Here is a 20234-nt window from a genome sequence, read left to right as displayed (position 1 = left end):
CCTATGAAAGTTTTGCGATTTGCTGCAGCAGTTATATTTCTACTTTTTACACAATTTCATGCAGTTGCTCAGGACGATTTGCTCGACTTATTGTCGGATGATGAAGAACCTGTAACTGAATATGTCAAAGCCAGTTTTAAAACCAATAAAGTAATCAATTCTCATTCACTCGAAAATACAGCCGCAGGAGTATTGGATGTAAAGATTTCCCACCGATTTGGGTATCTGAACAGCGGCTGGGAGAATTTTTTTGGAATAGACAATGCTACTGTAAGACTTGGGGTAGATTATGGGATTACCGATTGGCTGGCAACAGGTTTTGGGCGCAGTAGTTTTGAAAAAATTTACGATGGGTTTATTAAGGCAAAACTATTGAGACAAAGTACCGGCAAACGCAAAATGCCGATTAGTGCTATTTATGTAGGAACTATGGCAGTTAAAACTTTAGAATGGAGCAATCCGGAAAGAAAAAACTATTTCACCTCTCGCTTATTTTTTACACACCAGGTCATTGTAGGCCGCAAATTCTCGGAGGGCTTTTCACTACAAATCATGCCTACTTTGGTACATAGAAACCTGGTTGCTACTAAGGATGAAAAAAATGATGTATTTTCAATTGGCGTTGCTGCTCGTCAAAAACTTACCAAACGGGTTGCGATCAATGCGGAATACTATTATGTATTACCAAATCAGGTACAAGAAGACATAAAAAATTCTTTGTCTGTTGGAATTGACATAGAAACCGGAGGGCATGTATTTCAACTGCATTTTACCAATTCCAATGCAATGGTTGAAAAAGGGTTTATTGCCGAAACAACAGGCGACTTTTTTAAAGGAGACATCCATTTTGGATTTAACATTTCAAGGGTATTTACCCTATATAAGCCTAAACAAAAATCGAAATAGACGAATTACCTCTTTCTTATAGGTTGATACTCAATGTGTTTTAGCGGTTCGACTTTCTTCTAAGTTTCCAATTGCTGTTTTTTGCCGTTGTTTGTCCGGAATTCAGGCTATTTTCAGGATGTTTGTTTTTTGTTTGGTGATTAGCCTCTAATAATTTGGTTGCTATGATGGCAGCAAACAGCGCCTCTTTTTCATTGGTTTGAGGATTAAGAAATTCAGGTTTAAAATACCTGCTGACAAAATTTGTATCAAAATTGCCGGAAACAAAGGCTTCATGGTTCATTACAAACTTTCCGAAAGAAAGTGTATTTTCAATCCCAATAATTTGGTAGCCTTGAATTGCACGTTTCATCTTTTCTATTGCTTCAGTACGATTTGACGCATGAACCGTAAGCTTGGCAATCATAGGGTCATAATAAATCGGAATAGCCATTCCCTGTTCAAATCCATCGTCCACCCGAATACCCGGACCTTGTGGTGGTATATAGGTTTGTAAAGCACCAATATCGGGCAGAAAGTTATTGACCGGATCTTCAGCATAAACTCTTAGTTCGATTGCGTGCCCGTTTATTTTCAGGTCTTCCTGACTAAAACTTAATGGCTCGCCTCTTGCTATTTTAACCTGTTCTTTTACCAAATCAATACCAGTTATCATTTCCGTAACCGGATGTTCAACCTGAAGGCGGGTGTTCATTTCCAGAAAATAATAATTCATTTGATCATCCACCAAAAACTCAACGGTACCGGCACCAATGTAATTACAGGAACGGGCAACATTAACTGCGCTGATACCCATTCGAGCCCTTAGTTCAGGGGTCATTATTGCAGATGGCGCTTCTTCGATCACTTTTTGATGTCGCCGCTGAATGGAACATTCACGTTCAAATAAATAAACAATATTGCCATGGGTATCGCCCAATACCTGGACTTCAATATGTCGGGGAGAGGTTACAAACTTTTCAATAAACACAGAACCATCTCCAAATGCTGCCAATGCTTCACTGACCGCTCTTTGCATTTGTTCTTCCAATTCCTCCTGATTTTGAACTACCCGCATCCCTTTTCCACCACCACCTGCTGCCGCTTTGATTAAAATAGGGAAGCCGGTTATTTCTGCAATTTTATGAGCTTCGGCAATATCGGTTATCGCCGTATCTGCTCCCGGAACCATCGGGATTTTATACTTAGAGGCGGCTGCTTTTGCAGCCAGTTTGTTGCCCATCATATCTATTGCCTGTGGAGTAGGGCCGATAAAAATAATTCCTGCATCGGTAACAGCCTGAGCAAATGTTGCATTTTCAGACAAAAAACCATACCCCGGATGAATACCGTCTACTCCTAATTTTTTGGCAACTTCAATAATGGTATGACCTTTTAGGTAAGATTGGTTGGAAGGAGGCGGCCCAATACAAACAGATTCGTCTGCGTATCTGACATGAGGGGCATAACGGTCTGCTTCAGAATATACGGCAACGGTTCTTATGTCCATTTCTTTCAATGACCGCATAATGCGCAAGGCAATCTCGCCTCTGTTTGCAACCAACACTTTCTTCATAACCTGTTAATAGTTGTTTAGCTTGCAAAGATGATGCAATTAATTGACAAAGTGAAACCATGTTAATTAAACGATGTTTAATATAAAGGGTCAAATCAACAGGTGAAGTATTTAACACCATTAAAAACAAATTTTATGAGAACCGGTCTTGTTGTAGTTTTAACCATTTTCCTGCTTTCCTGCTTAAATATTAAAGCACAGGAGTCTGTTTTGCATCTGCAAATGCACGATAAATCTCCTTTTAGCTTAGTGCTGAACGATGTGCATTTTAAAGACATTCGCACTTCATATACCATTAGAAATGTGCCGCCCGGCGTACATTTGTTGAAAATAGTAAAGCCCCGGGCTAACCGGAAAACAGGGCGCATCATTTTTGCCGATTATATCAGGATACCCGAAGGTAAAGAAATTTTTGCTTATCTTGATTCTGACAAAATCTTCCGGGTACATGATGCAAAAGATTTATATGCAGAGCGAAAATCTTCACAGCGTCCGGATGATCCCTATATTTCTGACAATCGCAATCAGACTATTACCCCTGAAAACAAACAGCCTTCAAACCAAACAAAAGTTGAAACTGAAACCTCAGCAAATACACCGGCACCCGGAATGAACAGTGCGGTGTTTAACCAACTTAAATCAGAGGTTAAGGAGCAATCTTATGATGACACCCGCCTCAGCATGTCAAAAAATGCGATTTCAGGTGAAAATAAAATCAATTGTGCTCAGTTGGGAGAATTGATAGATGTTTTTAGTTTTGAAGCAGGAAAACTGGAGCTGACAAAATACGCTTATCCCTATTTGACGGATAAAGACTCGTTTACCGGGCTGTTTAATCGCTTTAAATTTGAAAGCAGTAAAGCGGAACTTTCAAAATTAGGCAGTAACAAATAATGGTGTGAGTTAAATATGGTATATGGGTTAAGGGTTTTTTAGATAGAACTCAACGATACTGTGCCATCTCCATCTTTATTGGAAATCATTGTGATTTTGTTTTAACCGAATAAAATTAAGGCAAAAAAAAAGAGCGATGCTGCATAATTATTGCGCATCGCTCTTTTTTTATTTGACCGGTAAATATCCGGACATTTCTTATCTTGTTTTTTTGGTGGTGTCGGGGGTTGAAATTGTTTTTTGGAGTTGAGCAGGTTGTGCTGTTGTTCCTCTTGGTGAACTTTGGTTGGGAACTAAATCCGAGATTTCCATTTCATATAATAAAACGGAGTTTGCCGGAATGGTTCCACGTTGACGATCGCCAAAAGCAAGGGTCGAAGGTATGATAAATGTGCCTTTTCCACCTTTTTTCAACAACGAGATGGCTTCTCTGACACCTTTAGACTGCCTGTTCATAGGCATTTCCTGAATATTACCTTTACTTGATTCGACTTCAGTTCCGTCTAATAATTTAATGCTATATTTCATTTTAGCTATTAAATCATCCTCAGGAGTGATTTCTCCCGAACCTTGCTTTGCAATATTATAGTGAAGACCGGAGGCTGAAGTTTTCATGTTAAGGTTTTTGGCTGCCCTATAATCTTCAATCAATTTTTTGTCGGTTTCATCCTGTGCCATTCTTTGTTCATCCCGCTCTTTGGTGTATTCTTCCTGAGTTTGCACCTTGAGTAAGGTAATGGTGTATTTTAACATATCCCCTTTTTTGGTGAAATTTGGAATTCGGTCACCATAAATGGAATCAACCGGAACAAGCATGGTCGCACTATCACCGGCTACCATTTGGGTTATTCCGTCGTTTAATGCACCTTTGAAAAGGGTTTCCTGAAATTTGAATGAAAGGGGGCGGTTGTTTTTATAAGAAGAAAAGATTACTGAATCTTTTGACGTGGCATATTGCATGTGTAGTGTTACAAAGTCGCCGAGTTTTGCTTTGGTTCCTTCGTTTTTTGTATGAACAATATATTTCATTCCTGATGAGGAAGAAGTATATCCACCCCCTCCCTTACTACATCCAATAACCACAGCCGACAAGATTATAAATGTAAGGACAACGTTTTTCATGAAAAATGTAATTTGAAGCTATGAGAAGAAAATATTCCTGTAAATTCTAAAAAACAGCCTTGACAATTCAAAAAAAGCTGAAAGTACAAGGCTGTTTTTTTAAATATGGTGAATTTTGCTGTAAATTATTTTACTTCCAACAATTCGATATCAAATACTAACACCGAATTAGGGGGAATACTTGGGCCAACTTGCTGAGGTCCGTAAGCCAAACCTGAAGGAATGATAATTTTACCTTTTCCGCCCGGTTTAAACAAAGGAATACCTTCCTGCCATCCTCGAATAACCCCTCTCAAAGGAAATTCAGTCGGTTCACCACGGTCATAAGAAGAATCAAATTTTGTCCCATTTAAAAGGGTGCCGGAATAATGAACTTTTACAGTGCTTTCTAAGGTAGGGTTTTTGCCGCTACCGGGTTTATCAACCACATAATAAATACCGGACTCGGTAGTTTGAGCCTTGAGATTGTTGGTGGCAACAAATTTTTGAATCAATTCAGCATCAATACGGGCTTGTTCCTGTGGGTCAACCGGGGTGGTTTGATGTTTCGGTTGAGGAGGTGTTTGGGTTTGTTGTTGTTGTTCTGTTTTTGCGTCCGTAGTTTCAGTTTCTTTAGTTGAGTTTTGATTGCAAGCGACCCCTAAAAAAAGGATAATGCCAAGCATTAAAAGCATCTTTTTCATTGTGTAAGTAGTTTTTATGTTGATGATTAAATCGGCCGCAAAGGTAATAACAATAACAACGTCAATGAATAACGTCAACATAAATTTATCATGAATCAACCTGTGGATAGGGTTAATTTTTGGTAAAAATAAACTTAGGTGGGTCGAAAAGGCAGAATTCAAATCCGGAAACTGAATGTTACCATGATAACCCATAGATTTGCCGGTCATGGATGTTTTGTTGTTCAATATTTATGATTCTGCTTATAATTTGTGTTGTTTTTGAACTAACAATTAAAGAATTTGCCATAAATCCTGTGTATAAACCGTGAAATAGGTCAAACTACCAAATACCGTACTCCAACCATCCTCGCATTTTTATCCGAGATTTTGCTTTGACATCATTCAGATGATTGATATCTCAACATACTATTCGGTCTTCTGAGTGGGTATAAAAAGAAAGAGGGGGAAAATCTCACGTTCGATATATCTTAATGTTTGATTATCATGGTAGGGATACCTCTCCTCTTTCCGGGTTTAACCCTCACAAAATAGCACTTCTATCTGAAAAAGTACTACTAATGTGTTTCTGGGGCAAACATACGAGGTTGGATATAGAATCCTTATTTTATCGGGTTTTTGGTATTGTTAAGCCGCAAATCGGAAGGCGTAAGAAATTGAAACCTTATGACCTCAGACTGTCTAAAAACTATCCGGCAAAACATATCAATAAAACGATATGTGGCATATAAAATGAACTAAAAAATTCTTTTAATAGTATTAGTTTTCGTAAATTTGTGTATGAATTATATACAAGGTAAAAACAGAGATCAGAGCATTCTCTTTCCTGAAACACTCGAACAAATCATTGATCGGGACAACGAAGTTCGGCTTATAGATTTGTTTGTGGAAAGCATTGACATTTCGGATTTTGATTTCAAGATCAAAACAGGTACTACCGAAGGCAGACCTCCTTATGATCCGAAAGATTTGTTGAAACTTTATATTTACGGCTACTTAAATTCTATTCGCTCATCAAGAGCATTAGAAAAGGAGTGTCGCAGAAACATTGAAGTGATGTGGCTCATGAAAGAATTGACCCCCGACCATAATACTATTTCCAACTTTCGGCGGGATAATGAAAAAGCCATACGCAAAGTATTTAAATTTACGGTATCCGTTGCTAAACAATTTGACCTCATCGGGGGGAAACTCATTGCCGGAGATGGCACCAAACTTCGCGCTCAAAACTCAAGGAAGAATAATTTTAGCGATAAAAAAATAGAGAAACGCCTCGAATACATAGACCGGAAATTAGATGAATACAATACGGCGCTTTCTACTGCCGATGAAGATAACAAACAAATTATACAGAAAGCTATCGACAAACAAAACCGGCAAAAAGATAGTTATCATAAGCTTCTGAAACAATTAGAAGAAACAGGAGAAAGCTAAATATCTACCTCCGACCCCGATAGCCGCCTACTCGTTACCCGAACCGGTGTTACCGAAGTTGGCTACAATGTTCAAACAGTTGCAGATGCCGGGCACAACCTGATTCTGGACTATCAAGTAACCAACCAAACCGACAGTAAAGCGATGGGCGGTATGTTGAAACGAACAAGCGGCATCATAGATATAAAAGGCGTTATCGGTCTTTTCGACAAAGGCTACCATACAGGCTCGGAAATCAAAACGGCGATTGACCTTGGCGTTAACATCATGGTTGCCATTCCCGAACATGCCTCTCATACTCCCGACCCGAATTACGATATAACACATTTTACTTACAACAAAGAAAACGATACTTATGCCTGCCCGCAAAATGAAACGCTGACTACGAATGGAACTTGGTATAGCAAGCAACGGAACAACGGAGCTGCTACTAAAATGAAACACTATCTATCAGAAGCCTGCCTTACCTGCCCGATGCAGGGTAATTGCACCAAGAACCCAAAAGGCAGGCTCGTTGAACGAGCGAATATGCTGAATACATCGAACAAAACAAGGCCAATATCGAAGCCGATAAAGAGACCTGCAAAAGACGGCAATGCATCATAGAGCATCCTTTCGGCACCATCAAACGGCAGTGGGGATTTAACTACATCATGACCAAACGTACTAAAGAAAGAGCAAGCGCCGATGTCGGGCTGATGTTCATTGCCTACAATTTGCGAAGATTGATGAACATTAAAGATAAAAAAGCATTCAAAGAGTTCCTCATGGAACTTTGTTTTGCTTTTCCTTCAAATATGATCTTATCAAACCTCAAAACTTCCAATTTAAGCCTATCTATTTTTGGATTTGCTAAAAATGAACTATTTAACAACGCCGCTTAAATTGCTTCTATTTGCCTCTATTTAATCCCAATTGCCTGATATTTGAGAACTGTAGGTAGTTTTTAGACAGTCTGACCTCAGTAACTACACGGCCGCAGGCAGTTTTAAAAACCTTATTACCTTATTTTTGATTACGTTTTTAAGGTCACCCTTTCAGGGTTCTTTGCCGATTGGTGTTTGTTACAATCATTTCACCTCTTTGAGTTTGTATTTTTGACGGGCTTGCCGACCATTCATCACTCCAAAAGCCCACTCTTTTCTTATAGAACGCCCAATAATTACCCCAATTTAATTCCTGCCTCACATTAGAATAAATGAACTTTTGCACCTCATTTATGGACACAAAGCCGAACGTTTTATTGCTGCTTCTCAAACCCCACCAACCGAGCAACTACAGCTTGGATCTGGAGAAATAGCCCAGGTAGATATCAATGCCGCTGAAGCAAGTACATCGCGGAAGAAGAAAAGATAACCTATACCCGCTAAAAACAACAACATCCCGGTAGGCGTTCCATTCCCAGGCATTTGCCGGTAGAGGAAATCGTTATGTATAGCTTCTTTGGTGCTTGCAAAAAGCAAAACATCAATCTGTTAAAATGGTCAACAGCAGTGCTGAAGGTATTTGCCGGCTATTCCATCAACAAACTCGAAGAACTGCTGCCCGGAAATTTGGAAATAGACAAAGACCCCTAAAATCTAACGCTATTCTTTTCTGACAAAGCCCACCCCTTGCCCCCTATTTGCCAATATGGGGGTAGTAAAGGGGGGGCGGCTATATCTGACAATGTTGGTCGAATGGATACTTCTAAATCCCACATGGTTTTCAAACATTTTTTGCAAATATTTGAGCAACACCGAAAGAACCGGACTAAAAATGGTTGATTGCCGAAAATTCCTTGTAGGAAAAAATAGTTTTCCTCTAAGAAAAAAATATTTTCTTCTATGAAAAATTTGTTTTCCTCTAAGAAAAATTAGTTTTCCTTTAGGAAAAGAGCTTTTCCTCTAAGAAAAATTAGTTTTCCTGTAAGAAAAATCGCAAACCCTCTAAGAAAATTTTTTTTTATTCCAGACAAAATTTTTTTTCCTCCAAGAAAAATTAGTTTTCCTGTAAGAAAAACTTCTAAACCTCTAAGAAAAATAAGTTTTCCTTTAGGAAAAGAGCTTTCCCTTCAAGAAAAATTATTTATCCTCAAGGAAAAAAGTTTTTTCCTCTAAGAAAAAATATTTTTCTTACTTGGAATCTGCACAATTTAAAAGTTAGCAGGGGATTGTTGGCAGTACCTATGAAAAAACCAATGTTGTGGGGGTCAATTTCAGAAGACAAGACCCCCTTTTGTATTTTATTGCCGATTTTTATTGCCATCAGGCAGGTTTGGTTGTTGAAATTGACGGTTCCATCCACCAAATTAAAGAACAGTACCAATACGATGTTGCTCGTACTGCAGAACTGGAACAACTCGGAATTGAAGTCATACGTTTTACAAATGAAGCGGTTATAGCAGATACAAAAGCAGTGTTTGAATCAATAAAACAGACTGTACAAAACCGTTTATTGTTTACCCGTTAACCCACAACTTCCCCTACGAAGCAAGTAAAAAGTCCCCTGCAGGGGATTTAGGGGTAACAAGACTTGCCCATCCAAAAACTAAGCCCTAACTTTGAAGCATCGGTTGGGGTAGAGGCGAATAACTATCAGTATAATGGCAAAGAACTGAACGAGGATTTCGGGTTGCATTGGTCGCATCATGAATACCGATGGTTAGATTTGCAAACAAACAAATGGACAAGTATAGACCCCTTGGCAGATAAAAATAACAGCGTAAGCAGTTACAGTTTTGTACATAACAACCCCATACGTTACCGTGACCCTTATGGATTAGACACATTGCCAACCTTCACAATAACCGCTACAAAAATAAACAAAACTCATTCGGAGCATATATGGTGGCACATGAAACAGGGGAATCAAAGAATGGTAAAAAGTACCAAAGGTAATTACAAACCCATTTTGTTCGGACCTCGAAATACCTCCGGAATAGGTGATTATGCTTACCAAGAGGGTTTAGGCACATTAAGTTATCCAATTATGGCAACGCTATCGGGAGCAGGTTTGGCTATTTTCATGCCTGCTTTGCTAAATTCACCGCCATTATTAGCCAAATCAAATCTAAGCATTTATGCGGTAAAGGCAATTGCAAGCGGTAGTGCGCAAGGAATAATTACAGGGCAAATAGATATACCCGATTTACTTGGTGATACATTCCTGACACCTATTTATAGTGGGTTGTTGGGAGGGTTTGCTGACGCAACTTATTCATTGAAAACAGGTAACATAGAAATCGACTATTTTGGCCCTGGAGGCACAAAATCCGGTTCAAATTTTTTAATTGATTTCGGTTTTAGTACAGGGGTAGGTTTATACCATAGTGCATCTGAAAACATGTTTAAATCCTTTGTTACTACTGAAGCAAAAACTACACCTTTGTTGCTCTATCATCTACCTACTTCGCCAATCATGTCGGGTGTCAATTATGGAGGAGGAGTATTAACAAAATCAGAAAACAAGTAATAATATTATGGAAGTTAAGAAAGTAGTTGGTTGGATAGGGTTAATTTTATTATTAGCATCGCCAATAATATTTGAACTTTACGGTTGGCTAGTATCCTATAAACAGCGATATACAATTGGCTTTTTAATTGACCTAAAAGGTTCAAGAGGGGGTTATCAACCAGTATACAATTACGAAATATTAGGAGAAAAGATTCAAGTGAAGAGTGGTAGTAAAGGGATGATTGATGCAAAAGATAGACACAAGTATATTGGGAAGAGATATTATGTAATGGTTGATGAGGTAAAAAAAAATAGGAGTAGAATTCTATTTGACTATCCTGTACCAGATAGTATTAAAGTAGTACCTCCAAACGGTTGGGACAGCATACCGGGAGTAGGAGAATTAGAAAACCCATTTATTTGGTGGGCTAGTAAATCTCCTCCTATAAAGAAAAAATAAGGAAGTTTCTGCCTAAACAACAACAATTGTTCTCGGTTTGGAATACCTTAACGAAGAAAAAGAAGGCTATTACCACGAAGAAGGGCGCATCAACCTCCTCGAAGGCGGGCGGAAAGAATACACCCTGAAAGACCACTTGGGCAACGGCCGCGTCTATTGCTACCACGACAGTGCCGAAAACGAAGCCAAAACCATACAAGAAGCACATTATTATCCGTTCGGCTTGCCCATCCAAAAACTATCTCCTAACTTTGAAGCACCATTAGGGGTGGAAGCCAACAACTACCAGTACAATGGTAAAGAACTGAACGAGGATTTCGGGTTGCATTGGTCGCATCATGAATACCGATGGTTAGATTTGCAAACAAACAAATGGACAAGTATAGACCCCTTGGCAGATAAAAATAACAGCGTAAGCAGTTACAGTTTTGTACATAACAACCCCATACGTTACCGTGACCCTTATGGATTAGACACATTGCCAACCTTCACAAAAACCGCTACTAAAATAAACAAAACTCATTCGGAGCATATATGGTGGCACATGAAACAGGGGCATCAAAGAATGGTAAAAAGTACCAAAGGTAATTACAAACCCATTTTGTTCGGACCTCGAAATGCCTCCGGAATAGGTGATTATGCTTACCAAGAGGGTTTAGGCACATTAAGTTATCCAATTATGGCAACGCTATCGGGAGCAGGTTTGGCTATTTTCATGCCTGCTTTGCTAAATTCACCGCCATTATTAGCCAAATCAAATCTAAGCATTTATGCGGTAAAGGCAATTGCAAGCGGTGGAGCGCAAGGAATAATTACAGGGCAAATAGATATACCCGATTTGCTTGGTGATACATTTCTCACGCCTTTATATAGTGGGTTGTTGGGAGGTGAAGTGGATTATACTATTTCGCTAGAAACAGGACGAAGAAGATTTCAATACTACGGACCTGGAGGGACAAAATCAGGATCAAGTTTTTTAATAGATTTTGGGTTTAGTGCTGGTACAGGTTTATATGGGAATGCAAGTGAGAGTATGTTTAAATCATTTGCTGCACAAGAAGCAAAGGCAGCACCATTAGCTTTCCCTGTGCTTATCTCACCTGTTTTTTCGGGCATTAACTACTTTGGCAGTAAAACTGCAAATGACCAAAATAAATAGAACTACTATGAAAAATAAAGAAAAACTCGGGTGGGTTGGATTATTTCTACTTATAATGTCCCCACTTTTTTTTGGAATTTTTGTGTGGTTAACTAAGGGTGAAGAGCGTTACACGATTGGAGAAGTAATAGATGTAAGAGGTACTAGGGGTGGGCTAGAACCCATATATAAATATGAGATCAATGGCAAAATAATTAGAATTGGAGGAGGTGCCAATTCAATCATTGAAATAAAAAAGACGCATGAGTATATTGGGAAAAGGTATTACATAATGTTTGATGAAACTAAACCTAAGCATAGTGACATACTTTTAGACTATCCAGTCCCAGATAGTATTCAATCAGCCCCACCCAAAGGATGGGATAGCATTCCAGGAGTAGGACAATTAGAAAACCCCTTTGTTTGGAGTACAGGTAAATCACCACCCATAAAAAAGAAGTAGCCATTATTTCTGTTAGTTACAATCGAAGCAAGTAAAATTCCCTTTTTGGTTTGTCCAGATAGCTCGTGGGGATTTAGGGGTAACAAGGTTTGCCCATTCAAAAACTATCTCCTAATTTTGAAGCACCGGTAGGGGTAGAGACTAACAACTACCAATACAACGGCAAAGAACTGAACGACGATTTCGGTCTGCATTGGTCACATCATGAATACAGATTTTTAGATTTGCAAACAAACAGATGGATGAGCATTGACCCATTAGCAGATAAAAACAACAGCGTAAGCGGATACAGTTTTGTACATAACAACCCCATACGTTACCGCGACCCTTTTGGCTTAGACACCCTACCAAATAATCCTGATGGCATACCTGAGAAAATGTTGGAAGAAGTTGTAATTAAAGCCACCAAAATAAACAATACCCATTCAGAAAATATACGATGGCACATGAAACAGGGGCATCAAAGAATGGTAAAAAGTACCAAAGGTAAATATAAACCCATCTTGTTCGGACCTCGAAATACCACCGGAATAGGTGATTATGCCTATCAAGAGGGGTTAGGTAAGCTAAGTTACCCTATTATGGCAACACTATCGGGGGCAGGCTTGGCGTTATTTGCCCCTGCGATGCCACCATTATTAGAGCAACAATCAATAGGCATTTTATCAACAAAATTCGTGGCAAGTGGCTTAATGCAAGGGTTAGTGAACAACGAGATAGATGCTGTTGATTTGCTTGGTGATACCTTCTTCACTCCTTTTTATAGTGGACTTGCTGGTGGATTGGGAGATTTTGGGTATAACCTTAGCTCTGGTTCTTATTTTGGCAGGCACTTCGGTATTAATGGTACAAAGTCAGGCACAAATTTTCTTTTAGATTTTAGCTTTAGCTTTGGTGTAGGATTAAAGCATACTGCTTCTGAAAGCATGTTTCGTTCTTTTGTGGGTTTAAGTAAAAAAGCCGAAACACCTTTGTACTATTTTTTACTAACATCTCCTTCTATGTCAGGTTTAAACTATGGAGGAAACTTGATAAGCAAACAAACCGTTGAGGAAAATAAATAAAGGCAAAAATGAAATTACAAGATAAAATTGGATTGACAATAATAATTTTGGGACTTATTTTTTTATTAGTAGTTCCTTATTATAATTGGAAAAATGCCGGTTTAATGCGATATACAATTGGTAAATTGTTAAAAATGACAATATCAAGAAATGGCTATCAGCCAACGTATGAGTATATTGTATTAGGCAAAAAATACAATATCGAAAGAGGAGGGTCAAGAAACATATTGCCGGGTACAGAAATAGATAGTATGGCTGGAAAATATTTTTATATTATTTATCGCGCCAATAATCCAAGCTATGCCGAAATTCTCCTTGATTACCCAGTTCCCGATAGCATACAATCAGCCCCGCTCAACGGTTGGGATAGTATTCCCGGAGTTGGTCAGTTAGAAAACCCATTTGTTTGGCATGCTGGCAAATCACCTCCAGTTAAAAAGAAGTAGGCATAATTTTAGTACGATTTCTGTCGAAGCACGAAAAAAGGAGGCTGTCTAAAAAGTCTTTATTTTGCACACATATAATTCAGAAGCAAGTGTATAATAGCTTTATTTAGACACATACACATATTGAAGGTCTATATGTGAGTAGATTCTCGACTTTTTAGACAGCCTCTTTAGGGGTAAAACGGCTTGCCCATCCAAAAACTAAGCCCTAACTTTGAAGAATCGGTTGGGGTAGAGGCGTACAACTATCAATACAATGGCATTGAGTTGGTAGAAGATTTTGGGTTGCAGGTCAATCATGCGGAGTTTCGCACGCTTAACCCGCAAACGGGGCGGTGGTGGCAAATAGACCCGAAGGCGGAGGAGTTTTATGCTTGGTCGCCGTATAATAGTAATTTGGGTAATCCGGTACGGTTTGAAGATAAGAAGGGGGATACACCGGGTGGAGGCACAGAAAAAGAACCACAAAACAAAACCTATACATGGGAAGTCGGTGGGGGGGTTGGTGGTGGATTTGGAGGCAGTTATGAGGTTGTAACAGGTGAAGATGGGAAACCGGTGGGAAGCGGTTGGTCGTTTAGTAAGTTTGCAACAGCATGGAATGGTAAGAGTTATGGTTCTTCCCAAGTGACGAAAAACAGAGTTGCCGGCACTTCTGCCGAAAAAGCAGGTGCAAAAGCTATAGAAGAAGCAGGTTTTACCGTAGCATCAAAACAAACTACAACAAAAGTTGAAGGAGTAAGCAGTAAAAATGATTTGTTAGCCAGAAATACTGAAGGAGATTTAGGCATTGTAGAACAGAAATTGGTTCCCGATATTAGTAAGGTAGATGCAGGTAATGCGCATAAACTGCTAACTCCCAACCAAAAAGCCACCGCCAAAGCAGTGCAACAAGGTAAACCTTTGGAAAATAGAAGCGGGGAAGCCAATGCACCAAAGGGAGCCCGACGAGGAGACAATATTACCCCGCAATTTTATCAAATGCAGGTGATGGATGCCAAGGGATGGAAAATTATTAACGTAGACATACCTCAGTAAATTGAAAGCAAATGAAAAAAAATGAGCTTTATATGTACTTGTATGAAAACCTAACCCCATTTATGGACAGTTGGGGTTATAAGCTGATAAAAAGTCGTTATCAGTACATTCAAAAGTTTAAAAACGGTTTTTTAGCCGTTCATTTTGGCACAGTAAATTATTTTCCAGAATATCAGTTGAATGTGCGTTCAGAAGTACGTATTGACGAGGTGATGGAAATAGTGTCAATGTTTAGCGGTGGGAATATGAAATATGCCAAGGAATGGGTTTGTATGGGTCGGGATATCCATGACCTAAAAAACTCCCCAAACAACAATCCTGATTTTACCGACATCTACACCCCCGAAGACGTTGCCGAGGTTAGCCTGCATATAAAAAGTTACCTTGCCACAGAGGGGTTTGAATTTTTAGAAAACTGTAAAGACCTCATTTTTTTAGACAGCTACTTCAACGACAATATTTTCAATTTGCACCCCTCTATTTTAGAAGATTTGCATGCTTTAAGAGGTGTTACCATAGCCAAATTGTCTGCCCGCCCAGACTATGAAAATTTAATAGTTGACTATGAAAAACTCATTTATAAAGCATATAAAAAACGTCCTGAAAGATATTGGCAACCAATTTCTCAACTGATAGAATATTTAAAAGATGTAGAACCACTTCAGGGTATGACAGAACGTAGGCAGCAAACGTTATAGGTGATTCTCTTCCCACGAAGCAAGCAAAAAGTCCCCTGCAGGGGATTTAGGGGTAACAAGACTTGCCCATCCAAAAACTAAGCCCTAACTTTGAAGCACCGGTAGGGGTAGAGGTGAATAATTATCAGTACAACGGCATCGAGTTGGTAGAAGATTTTGGGTTGCAGGTCAATCATGCCCTGTTTCGCACGCTCGACCCACAAACAGGGAGGTGGTGGCAGATAGACCCTAAACCCACTTATAATATCAGCAATTATGCTGCAATGGCAAACAATCCAATACGGTACAGTGATGTTCTGGGTGATACGATTAGAACACATTTTGGCAATAACTCGCATACCGTCCATGCTTATAACTTATGGATGAGTACTGAGGAAGGAGCGAAATTTGCAAAACAATACAAAGAAGGTGGAAAATATGGACATATTTTAGTAGAGTTTACCGACAATAGAATGTTTGAGAATGGCACAACTCAAATGTACTATGTAGATAAAAGGAATAAATCCACAATGGTAGTGCCATACGGTAAACTTCCAAATGATTTTATCAATGCTGGGAATGGTGAAACTGAAGATGGCTTCATAAAATTTATAGTCAATGTTGATTTTCCTTATAGCCCCACTGGTTATGAAAACTTTGGTACACAATTGGCGAGTTTTGCAATCACGGTACAACACGAATCTCAACATGTCAATATTTTTGTGAAAGACCTTTTAACACAAGGTGTTAGAAACACAAAAGACAATCATCATACCAGAATGAGAAGTGGAAAATTATTTGCTGAACGGGAAAGGATGTTACGACAATTCAAGCCATTTTGGCAAGAAACTTTTGAAAAAAGAAAAAGAGAAAATGGAAAATCTGAAAGAGACTTTATTGATGATATTATAAATGAGTTTAAATAAAATGAAATCAAACGTGGCATTTTTTTTATCATTTCTATGGGTTATTATGCTAACCCAATGCAATCCTTCAAAGGAGGAGATCGGAATATATAGAAAAAATAGAAGTGTAACATACGAAATCTACCATCCAGCTTGGAAGGATACATTTTACTTTGGTACAAAAGACTACGATACGGGCTTCCCTTTAATACATGATTCCCGTAGAAACATTTTGTTTCTGTTTGACAATTACGTCGATATTTATAAAATCAATGGGTTAGATGGTTCTTTGATAGATAAAGTTAATATTGTTGGCAAATACGGTAAATATAGTCCATACGAAAAAAAACAAACTCATATACGCATATCCAGCTTTGTTTTACTATTATGATGAGCTAATCGTTCACTACGACATTTCAGGAGCATTTATTGAAAAGGCATACTATTTTGATTCTTTGAGCAATGAAATTGACAAAAGATATCCCGAAGGTGGATACACGGCAAGTTTTTACATTGACTCCGTTCGGCTTGTACCACCCGATAAAATATGGGTTAGAATGTCTAATGCTATTGATTTAACAGAAGACATGATTTTTAAAGTCAATGCAGAGATGTCAGATACAGTTATTTACTCAACTTATATTGTAAGGTAAGTAAGGTTGGATTTACGCTGCCACCGGCCGTAAACTCCAAAAACGAACATGTGAACGGCGAGTAGGTGGCAGCACCCCCATCAACATATCCGACATAAAACGCCCCGAATTTATAGACACCGTCCGCCACCAAAGCGAGCGCATCAAACACATCAGCACCAACCGCACCCCCTCAGAAAGTACCTTAGACATTATAGACTACTACGCCGCTACCAACATCAAAATACAAACCGCCATACAGCAGGTCTATACCCAAGTAGGCGAGCCTACCGTCCGCACGAACCCGCCCGAAGTAGTGCCTGAAAGAGAAAGTCGCACCATTCGCGACTACGTACTCGGCTTAGAATATCTGAACGAAGAAAAGGAAGGCTACTACCACGAAGAAGGGCGCATCAACCTGCTGGAAGGCGGGCGCATAGAATACACCCTCAAAGACCACTTGGGCAACGGGCGGGTATATTGCTACCACGATGCCGCAGAAAACGAAGCCAAAACCTTGCAGGAGACGCATTATTATCCGTTCGGCTTGCCTATTCAAAAACTTTCTCCTAACTTTGAAGCGGCAGTTGGGGTGGAGGTGAACAACTATCAATACAATGGTATTGAGTTGGTAGAAGATTTTGGGTTGCAGGTCAGTCATGCCCTGTTTCGCACACTTGACCCTCAAACTGGGCGGTGGTGGCAGATAGACCCGAAGGCGGAGGAGTTTTATGCATGGTCGCCGTATAATAGTAATTTGGATAATCCGATATTACTTAACGACCCGAAAGGTGATTGTCCGCTTTGTCCTCTTGTTATTGGGCCTTTGTTGGATTTAGTGTTGATTTGGCTTTTCAAGTTGGCGCAAACATACATGAAGGAGGAGTGGAAAATGCTTTCTCAAGGATTGATGGGACTAGCCTTGCTATGTCAACTGCCGCTGGTGCGTTAGGCGGATTTGCAGCAATGAATATTAAAACTTTAGGCGTAACAGCTACCGAAGTTGTTGCTTTAGGTGTGCCAGCGAATACCGGAATTGGCATGGTAGAAAGTACCACTAAGCAGATTTTATCTGATAATACACTTGATGCTTCTAAAGTAATCAGAGATGGCATTATTTCGGGTGTAACAGGTGGGTATGGTGATTCTGCAAGTCACCTTGCTAAAGAATTTGCAGGCGAAAGCATGGAAAAGTATTGCCATCAATTAGTATCAATGGATCAAGTGAAATAATGGAAAATACATTTCAAAATATAGGAGATAATATGCAGGGCGGTAACTGCGAAAATGGTAATAATGCACCTAAAAACGTAGCTGCATCACCCTATAAAAATCAAGAAAGAAATGTACCACAAATGTTAGAGAACATGCCAAATCAGTAATCAAAGTAAATTCATTTATTTATGGCTAAATTAAGCTATTATTTATTGCTACTCATTGTTGGGATAGGGTTTGTATTAGTAGTTAGAGATACTTATGTTGATATTGCTGTTTATAAAAAAGGGGATATAGTTAAAGCAAAAATAGAAAAGGTTGTTTGCAATAAAAGAAACAGCAACCTTGATTTAAGTTTTATGAACGCAAATCACTTCATTATTGTTCCTTATTCAAATTGCATAAAGGGGAAATATCAGGTCGGAGATTCAATTACCGTAAGAGTGCTTCCTGAATACAGACGAACACAATTTCCGAACTCTAATGCTTTTGGAGTTGGAGCTTTTTTAATTGTAATTGTTTTTATAATGTTAATAACCTGGGTTGTTAAAAGAAAAGCAATAATACTGCAATTATCTGGAAAGGAGAATTAAAAAGCAGTTAGACTTTAGTTTTTGCGATTATTCAACTTGAAACAAATGTTCATTCAGGTAACTTTGCAATAAACACAATTTTCTCATTATTTATACCACCTCAACTTGCCTCGAACTGTTACCTTTGCAGACGGCAAAACCATCACCTGGATTTACGATGCCACCGGCCGCAAACTCCAAAAACGAACCTGCGAACTGCGAAGCGGCACTACCCCCATCGTCATATCCGATGTAAAACGCCCCGACTATATAGACGAACGCCGCCACCAAAGCGAGCGCATCAAACACATCAGCACCAACCGAACCCCGGCAGAAGCCACCTTGGACATTATAGACTACTACGTCGCCACCAACATTAAAATACAAACTGCCATACAGCAAACCTATATACAAACCGGCACCCCACCCATACGCACCAACCCACCGGTGGTAGAACCCGACAGAGAAAGCTGCAACATTCGCGATTATGTACTCGGTTTAGAATATCTGAACGAAGAAAAAGAAGGCTACTACCACGAAGAAGGACGCATCAACCTGCTTGAAGGCGGGCGGGTGGAATACACCCTGAAAGACCACTTGGGCAACGGACGGGTCTTTTGTTACTACGATGCCAACCTGCACCAAGCCAAAACCATACAGGAAGCACATTATTATCCATTCGGCTTACCCATCCAAAAACTAAGCCCTAACTTTGAAGCATCGGTTGGAGTAGAGGCGAACAACTATCAATACAATGGCATTGAGTTAGTAGAAGATTTTGGCTACACGTCAATCATGCGGCTTTTCGAACACTTGACCCACAAATAGGGCGATGGTGGCAGATAGATCCTTTGGCAGAACTTGCTCCCCGGATGGACACCATACAGGTTTGGATTAGATAATCCTTTGTTGTTTAAAGATGACAATGGACTTCTTGAAACATATGGTGTAACCCCTGATGGTGTAATAACTAAAATAGACGACAAAAAGTATTATGACGAAAATGGCAATGAAGTCGATATGTTGGTAGTTGGAGAAAAAGTAAAACTTGATAAAAAAGGAGAAATTAAAAATCAAAAGACTGAAGTTAAAAAAACTGTATTAAAACAGGCAAGTGTTAAATCAGCTAAAGTATCTGTAGGAAATAAGGAGGAGATTACTGAATATACCAATATTGATTTTGGCGGAAATGATGAGGATAGAATAAATTGTTTAAATTTTTAGCAGACAACACAGATGTCGAATGGTCAATTTTCCAAACAGATGAAGGCTACGAAAACTTTAAGAATACTAAAATTTATACATCCCATACTTATGATAGTGAACCTGTTGGTAGTATGCATTTAGAAAGAAATCCATTCGGATTAATTTATCACAAGCATAGTCATCCCAGAACCAATGTGATGTTTGATACTTCAAGGTTAATACCGTCTCAAGAGGATGAAAAATTTGCAGAGAAAATGCGCCAATATGCACCTTTAGCCAAATTCATCCTTTATTTTAATAATAATACCAAACCATATTAAGGCATGATTTTCAAATATAGGTTGTTGTTTTTTATGTCCATGCTTATCCATATAGGCATTATTTCATCT

At 39.1% G+C, this 20234-nt stretch carries 29 protein-coding genes; 24 read left to right on the top strand and 5 right to left on the bottom strand.

What is annotated here, in order from left to right; all coding sequences use genetic code 11:
* Positions 1–3: 3 nt before the first annotated feature.
* Complete coding sequence (locus IPM47_20565) at positions 4–906, top strand: hypothetical protein (protein ID QQS29195.1); 903 nt, start codon at positions 4–6, stop codon at positions 904–906.
* 40 nt (positions 907–946) lie between these two features.
* Here the strand turns inward: IPM47_20565 and accC are convergent, their stop codons facing one another.
* Complete coding sequence (accC, locus tag IPM47_20560; protein ID QQS29194.1) at positions 947–2461, bottom strand: acetyl-CoA carboxylase biotin carboxylase subunit; 1515 nt, start codon at positions 2459–2461, stop codon at positions 947–949.
* A gap of 135 nt (positions 2462–2596) precedes the next feature.
* Between accC and IPM47_20555 the strand changes: the two genes are divergently transcribed.
* Positions 2597–3355 (top strand): DUF4476 domain-containing protein, encoded by a 759-nt coding sequence (locus IPM47_20555; GenBank protein ID QQS29193.1) that lies wholly within the window; start codon positions 2597–2599, stop codon positions 3353–3355.
* A 198-nt stretch (positions 3356–3553) separates the two neighbouring features.
* Here the strand turns inward: IPM47_20555 and IPM47_20550 are convergent, their stop codons facing one another.
* Both IPM47_20550 and IPM47_20545 read right to left on the bottom strand, forming a co-directional pair.
* Entirely contained in the window at positions 3554–4477 is a 924-nt protein-coding gene (locus tag IPM47_20550) for an FKBP-type peptidyl-prolyl cis-trans isomerase (GenBank protein ID QQS29192.1), read from the bottom strand.
* Between the two features lie 125 nt (positions 4478–4602).
* On the bottom strand, positions 4603–5142 hold the full coding sequence (locus IPM47_20545) for an FKBP-type peptidyl-prolyl cis-trans isomerase (GenBank protein ID QQS31543.1): 540 nt from the start codon (positions 5140–5142) through the stop codon (positions 4603–4605).
* A 798-nt stretch (positions 5143–5940) separates the two neighbouring features.
* On the opposite strand from IPM47_20545, the gene IPM47_20540 reads away from it, so the two are divergent.
* From IPM47_20540 to IPM47_20530, 3 genes are all read left to right on the top strand, one after another.
* Positions 5941–6594: a transposase gene (locus tag IPM47_20540; GenBank protein ID QQS29191.1), complete on the top strand. Its 654-nt coding sequence runs from the start codon at positions 5941–5943 to the stop codon at positions 6592–6594.
* A gap of 153 nt (positions 6595–6747) precedes the next feature.
* Positions 6748–7200, top strand: coding sequence for a transposase (locus IPM47_20535; protein QQS29190.1), 453 nt, complete (start codon positions 6748–6750; stop codon positions 7198–7200).
* Positions 7134–7478, top strand: coding sequence for a transposase (locus IPM47_20530; protein ID QQS31542.1), 345 nt, complete (start codon positions 7134–7136; stop codon positions 7476–7478). The genes IPM47_20535 and IPM47_20530 overlap by 67 nt, the downstream gene beginning before the upstream one ends.
* A 145-nt stretch (positions 7479–7623) precedes the next feature.
* On the opposite strand, the gene IPM47_20525 is transcribed toward IPM47_20530, so the two are convergent.
* Positions 7624–7821 carry a hypothetical protein gene (locus tag IPM47_20525; GenBank protein ID QQS29189.1) on the bottom strand — a complete coding sequence of 66 codons (198 nt, stop codon included), beginning with the start codon at positions 7819–7821 and terminating at the stop codon, positions 7624–7626.
* Between the two features lie 203 nt (positions 7822–8024).
* On the opposite strand from IPM47_20525, the gene IPM47_20520 reads away from it, so the two are divergent.
* The 12 genes from IPM47_20520 (at position 8025) to IPM47_20465 (ending at position 16873) form a co-directional block, all read left to right on the top strand.
* The gene (locus IPM47_20520) at positions 8025–8171 is read left to right on the top strand and encodes a hypothetical protein (GenBank protein ID QQS29188.1); all 147 of its coding nucleotides are present in this window, start codon (positions 8025–8027) and stop codon (positions 8169–8171) included.
* A gap of 607 nt (positions 8172–8778) precedes the next feature.
* Entirely contained in the window at positions 8779–9045 is a 267-nt protein-coding gene (locus IPM47_20515) for a DUF559 domain-containing protein (GenBank protein QQS29187.1), read from the top strand.
* Between the two features lie 63 nt (positions 9046–9108).
* Positions 9109–10047: a hypothetical protein gene (locus IPM47_20510; protein QQS29186.1), complete on the top strand. Its 939-nt coding sequence runs from the start codon at positions 9109–9111 to the stop codon at positions 10045–10047.
* A gap of 7 nt (positions 10048–10054) precedes the next feature.
* A complete protein-coding gene (locus IPM47_20505; GenBank protein QQS29185.1) occupies positions 10055–10489 on the top strand; it encodes a hypothetical protein in 435 nt (144 codons plus the stop codon).
* Between the two features lie 37 nt (positions 10490–10526).
* The gene (locus tag IPM47_20500; GenBank protein QQS29184.1) at positions 10527–11648 is read left to right on the top strand and encodes a hypothetical protein; all 1122 of its coding nucleotides are present in this window, start codon (positions 10527–10529) and stop codon (positions 11646–11648) included.
* 7 nt (positions 11649–11655) lie between these two features.
* Positions 11656–12090 carry a hypothetical protein gene (locus IPM47_20495; GenBank protein ID QQS29183.1) on the top strand — a complete coding sequence of 145 codons (435 nt, stop codon included), beginning with the start codon at positions 11656–11658 and terminating at the stop codon, positions 12088–12090.
* A gap of 89 nt (positions 12091–12179) precedes the next feature.
* Positions 12180–13154: a hypothetical protein gene (locus IPM47_20490; protein QQS29182.1), complete on the top strand. Its 975-nt coding sequence runs from the start codon at positions 12180–12182 to the stop codon at positions 13152–13154.
* Between the two features lie 8 nt (positions 13155–13162).
* A complete protein-coding gene (locus IPM47_20485) occupies positions 13163–13600 on the top strand; it encodes a hypothetical protein (protein QQS29181.1) in 438 nt (145 codons plus the stop codon).
* A 186-nt stretch (positions 13601–13786) separates the two neighbouring features.
* Positions 13787–14638: a hypothetical protein gene (locus IPM47_20480; GenBank protein ID QQS29180.1), complete on the top strand. Its 852-nt coding sequence runs from the start codon at positions 13787–13789 to the stop codon at positions 14636–14638.
* Between the two features lie 11 nt (positions 14639–14649).
* Complete coding sequence (locus IPM47_20475) at positions 14650–15336, top strand: hypothetical protein (protein ID QQS29179.1); 687 nt, start codon at positions 14650–14652, stop codon at positions 15334–15336.
* 62 nt (positions 15337–15398) lie between these two features.
* Complete coding sequence (locus tag IPM47_20470; protein ID QQS29178.1) at positions 15399–16241, top strand: hypothetical protein; 843 nt, start codon at positions 15399–15401, stop codon at positions 16239–16241.
* Between the two features lie 290 nt (positions 16242–16531).
* Entirely contained in the window at positions 16532–16873 is a 342-nt protein-coding gene (locus IPM47_20465) for a hypothetical protein (protein ID QQS29177.1), read from the top strand.
* 12 nt (positions 16874–16885) lie between these two features.
* Here the strand turns inward: IPM47_20465 and IPM47_20460 are convergent, their stop codons facing one another.
* A complete protein-coding gene (locus IPM47_20460; protein QQS29176.1) occupies positions 16886–17065 on the bottom strand; it encodes a hypothetical protein in 180 nt (59 codons plus the stop codon).
* Between the two features lie 103 nt (positions 17066–17168).
* Between IPM47_20460 and IPM47_20455 the strand changes: the two genes are divergently transcribed.
* The 7 genes from IPM47_20455 (at position 17169) to IPM47_20425 (ending at position 20165) form a co-directional block, all read left to right on the top strand.
* On the top strand, positions 17169–17804 hold the full coding sequence (locus IPM47_20455; GenBank protein ID QQS29175.1) for a hypothetical protein: 636 nt from the start codon (positions 17169–17171) through the stop codon (positions 17802–17804).
* Positions 17780–18085, top strand: coding sequence for a hypothetical protein (locus tag IPM47_20450; GenBank protein ID QQS29174.1), 306 nt, complete (start codon positions 17780–17782; stop codon positions 18083–18085). Before IPM47_20455 ends, IPM47_20450 begins: the two co-directional genes overlap by 25 nt.
* Positions 18085–18234 carry a hypothetical protein gene (locus IPM47_20445; GenBank protein QQS29173.1) on the top strand — a complete coding sequence of 50 codons (150 nt, stop codon included), beginning with the start codon at positions 18085–18087 and terminating at the stop codon, positions 18232–18234. The genes IPM47_20450 and IPM47_20445 overlap by 1 nt, the downstream gene beginning before the upstream one ends.
* A gap of 21 nt (positions 18235–18255) precedes the next feature.
* Positions 18256–18660, top strand: a complete 405-nt coding sequence (locus tag IPM47_20440; protein QQS29172.1) for a hypothetical protein — start codon at positions 18256–18258, stop codon at positions 18658–18660.
* 105 nt (positions 18661–18765) lie between these two features.
* Positions 18766–19467: a hypothetical protein gene (locus IPM47_20435; GenBank protein ID QQS29171.1), complete on the top strand. Its 702-nt coding sequence runs from the start codon at positions 18766–18768 to the stop codon at positions 19465–19467.
* Between the two features lie 33 nt (positions 19468–19500).
* Complete coding sequence (locus IPM47_20430) at positions 19501–19863, top strand: hypothetical protein (protein ID QQS29170.1); 363 nt, start codon at positions 19501–19503, stop codon at positions 19861–19863.
* Entirely contained in the window at positions 19848–20165 is a 318-nt protein-coding gene (locus IPM47_20425; protein ID QQS29169.1) for a hypothetical protein, read from the top strand. The genes IPM47_20430 and IPM47_20425 overlap by 16 nt, the downstream gene beginning before the upstream one ends.
* Positions 20166–20234 lie beyond the last annotated feature (69 nt).

It is taken from the genome of Sphingobacteriales bacterium (genome assembly GCA_016700115.1).
GTDB lineage: Bacteria > Bacteroidota > Bacteroidia > Chitinophagales > UBA2359 > UBA2359.
The sequence above is the reverse complement of the archived record's forward strand: the minus strand, read 5'-3'. Positions and strand labels throughout refer to the sequence as shown.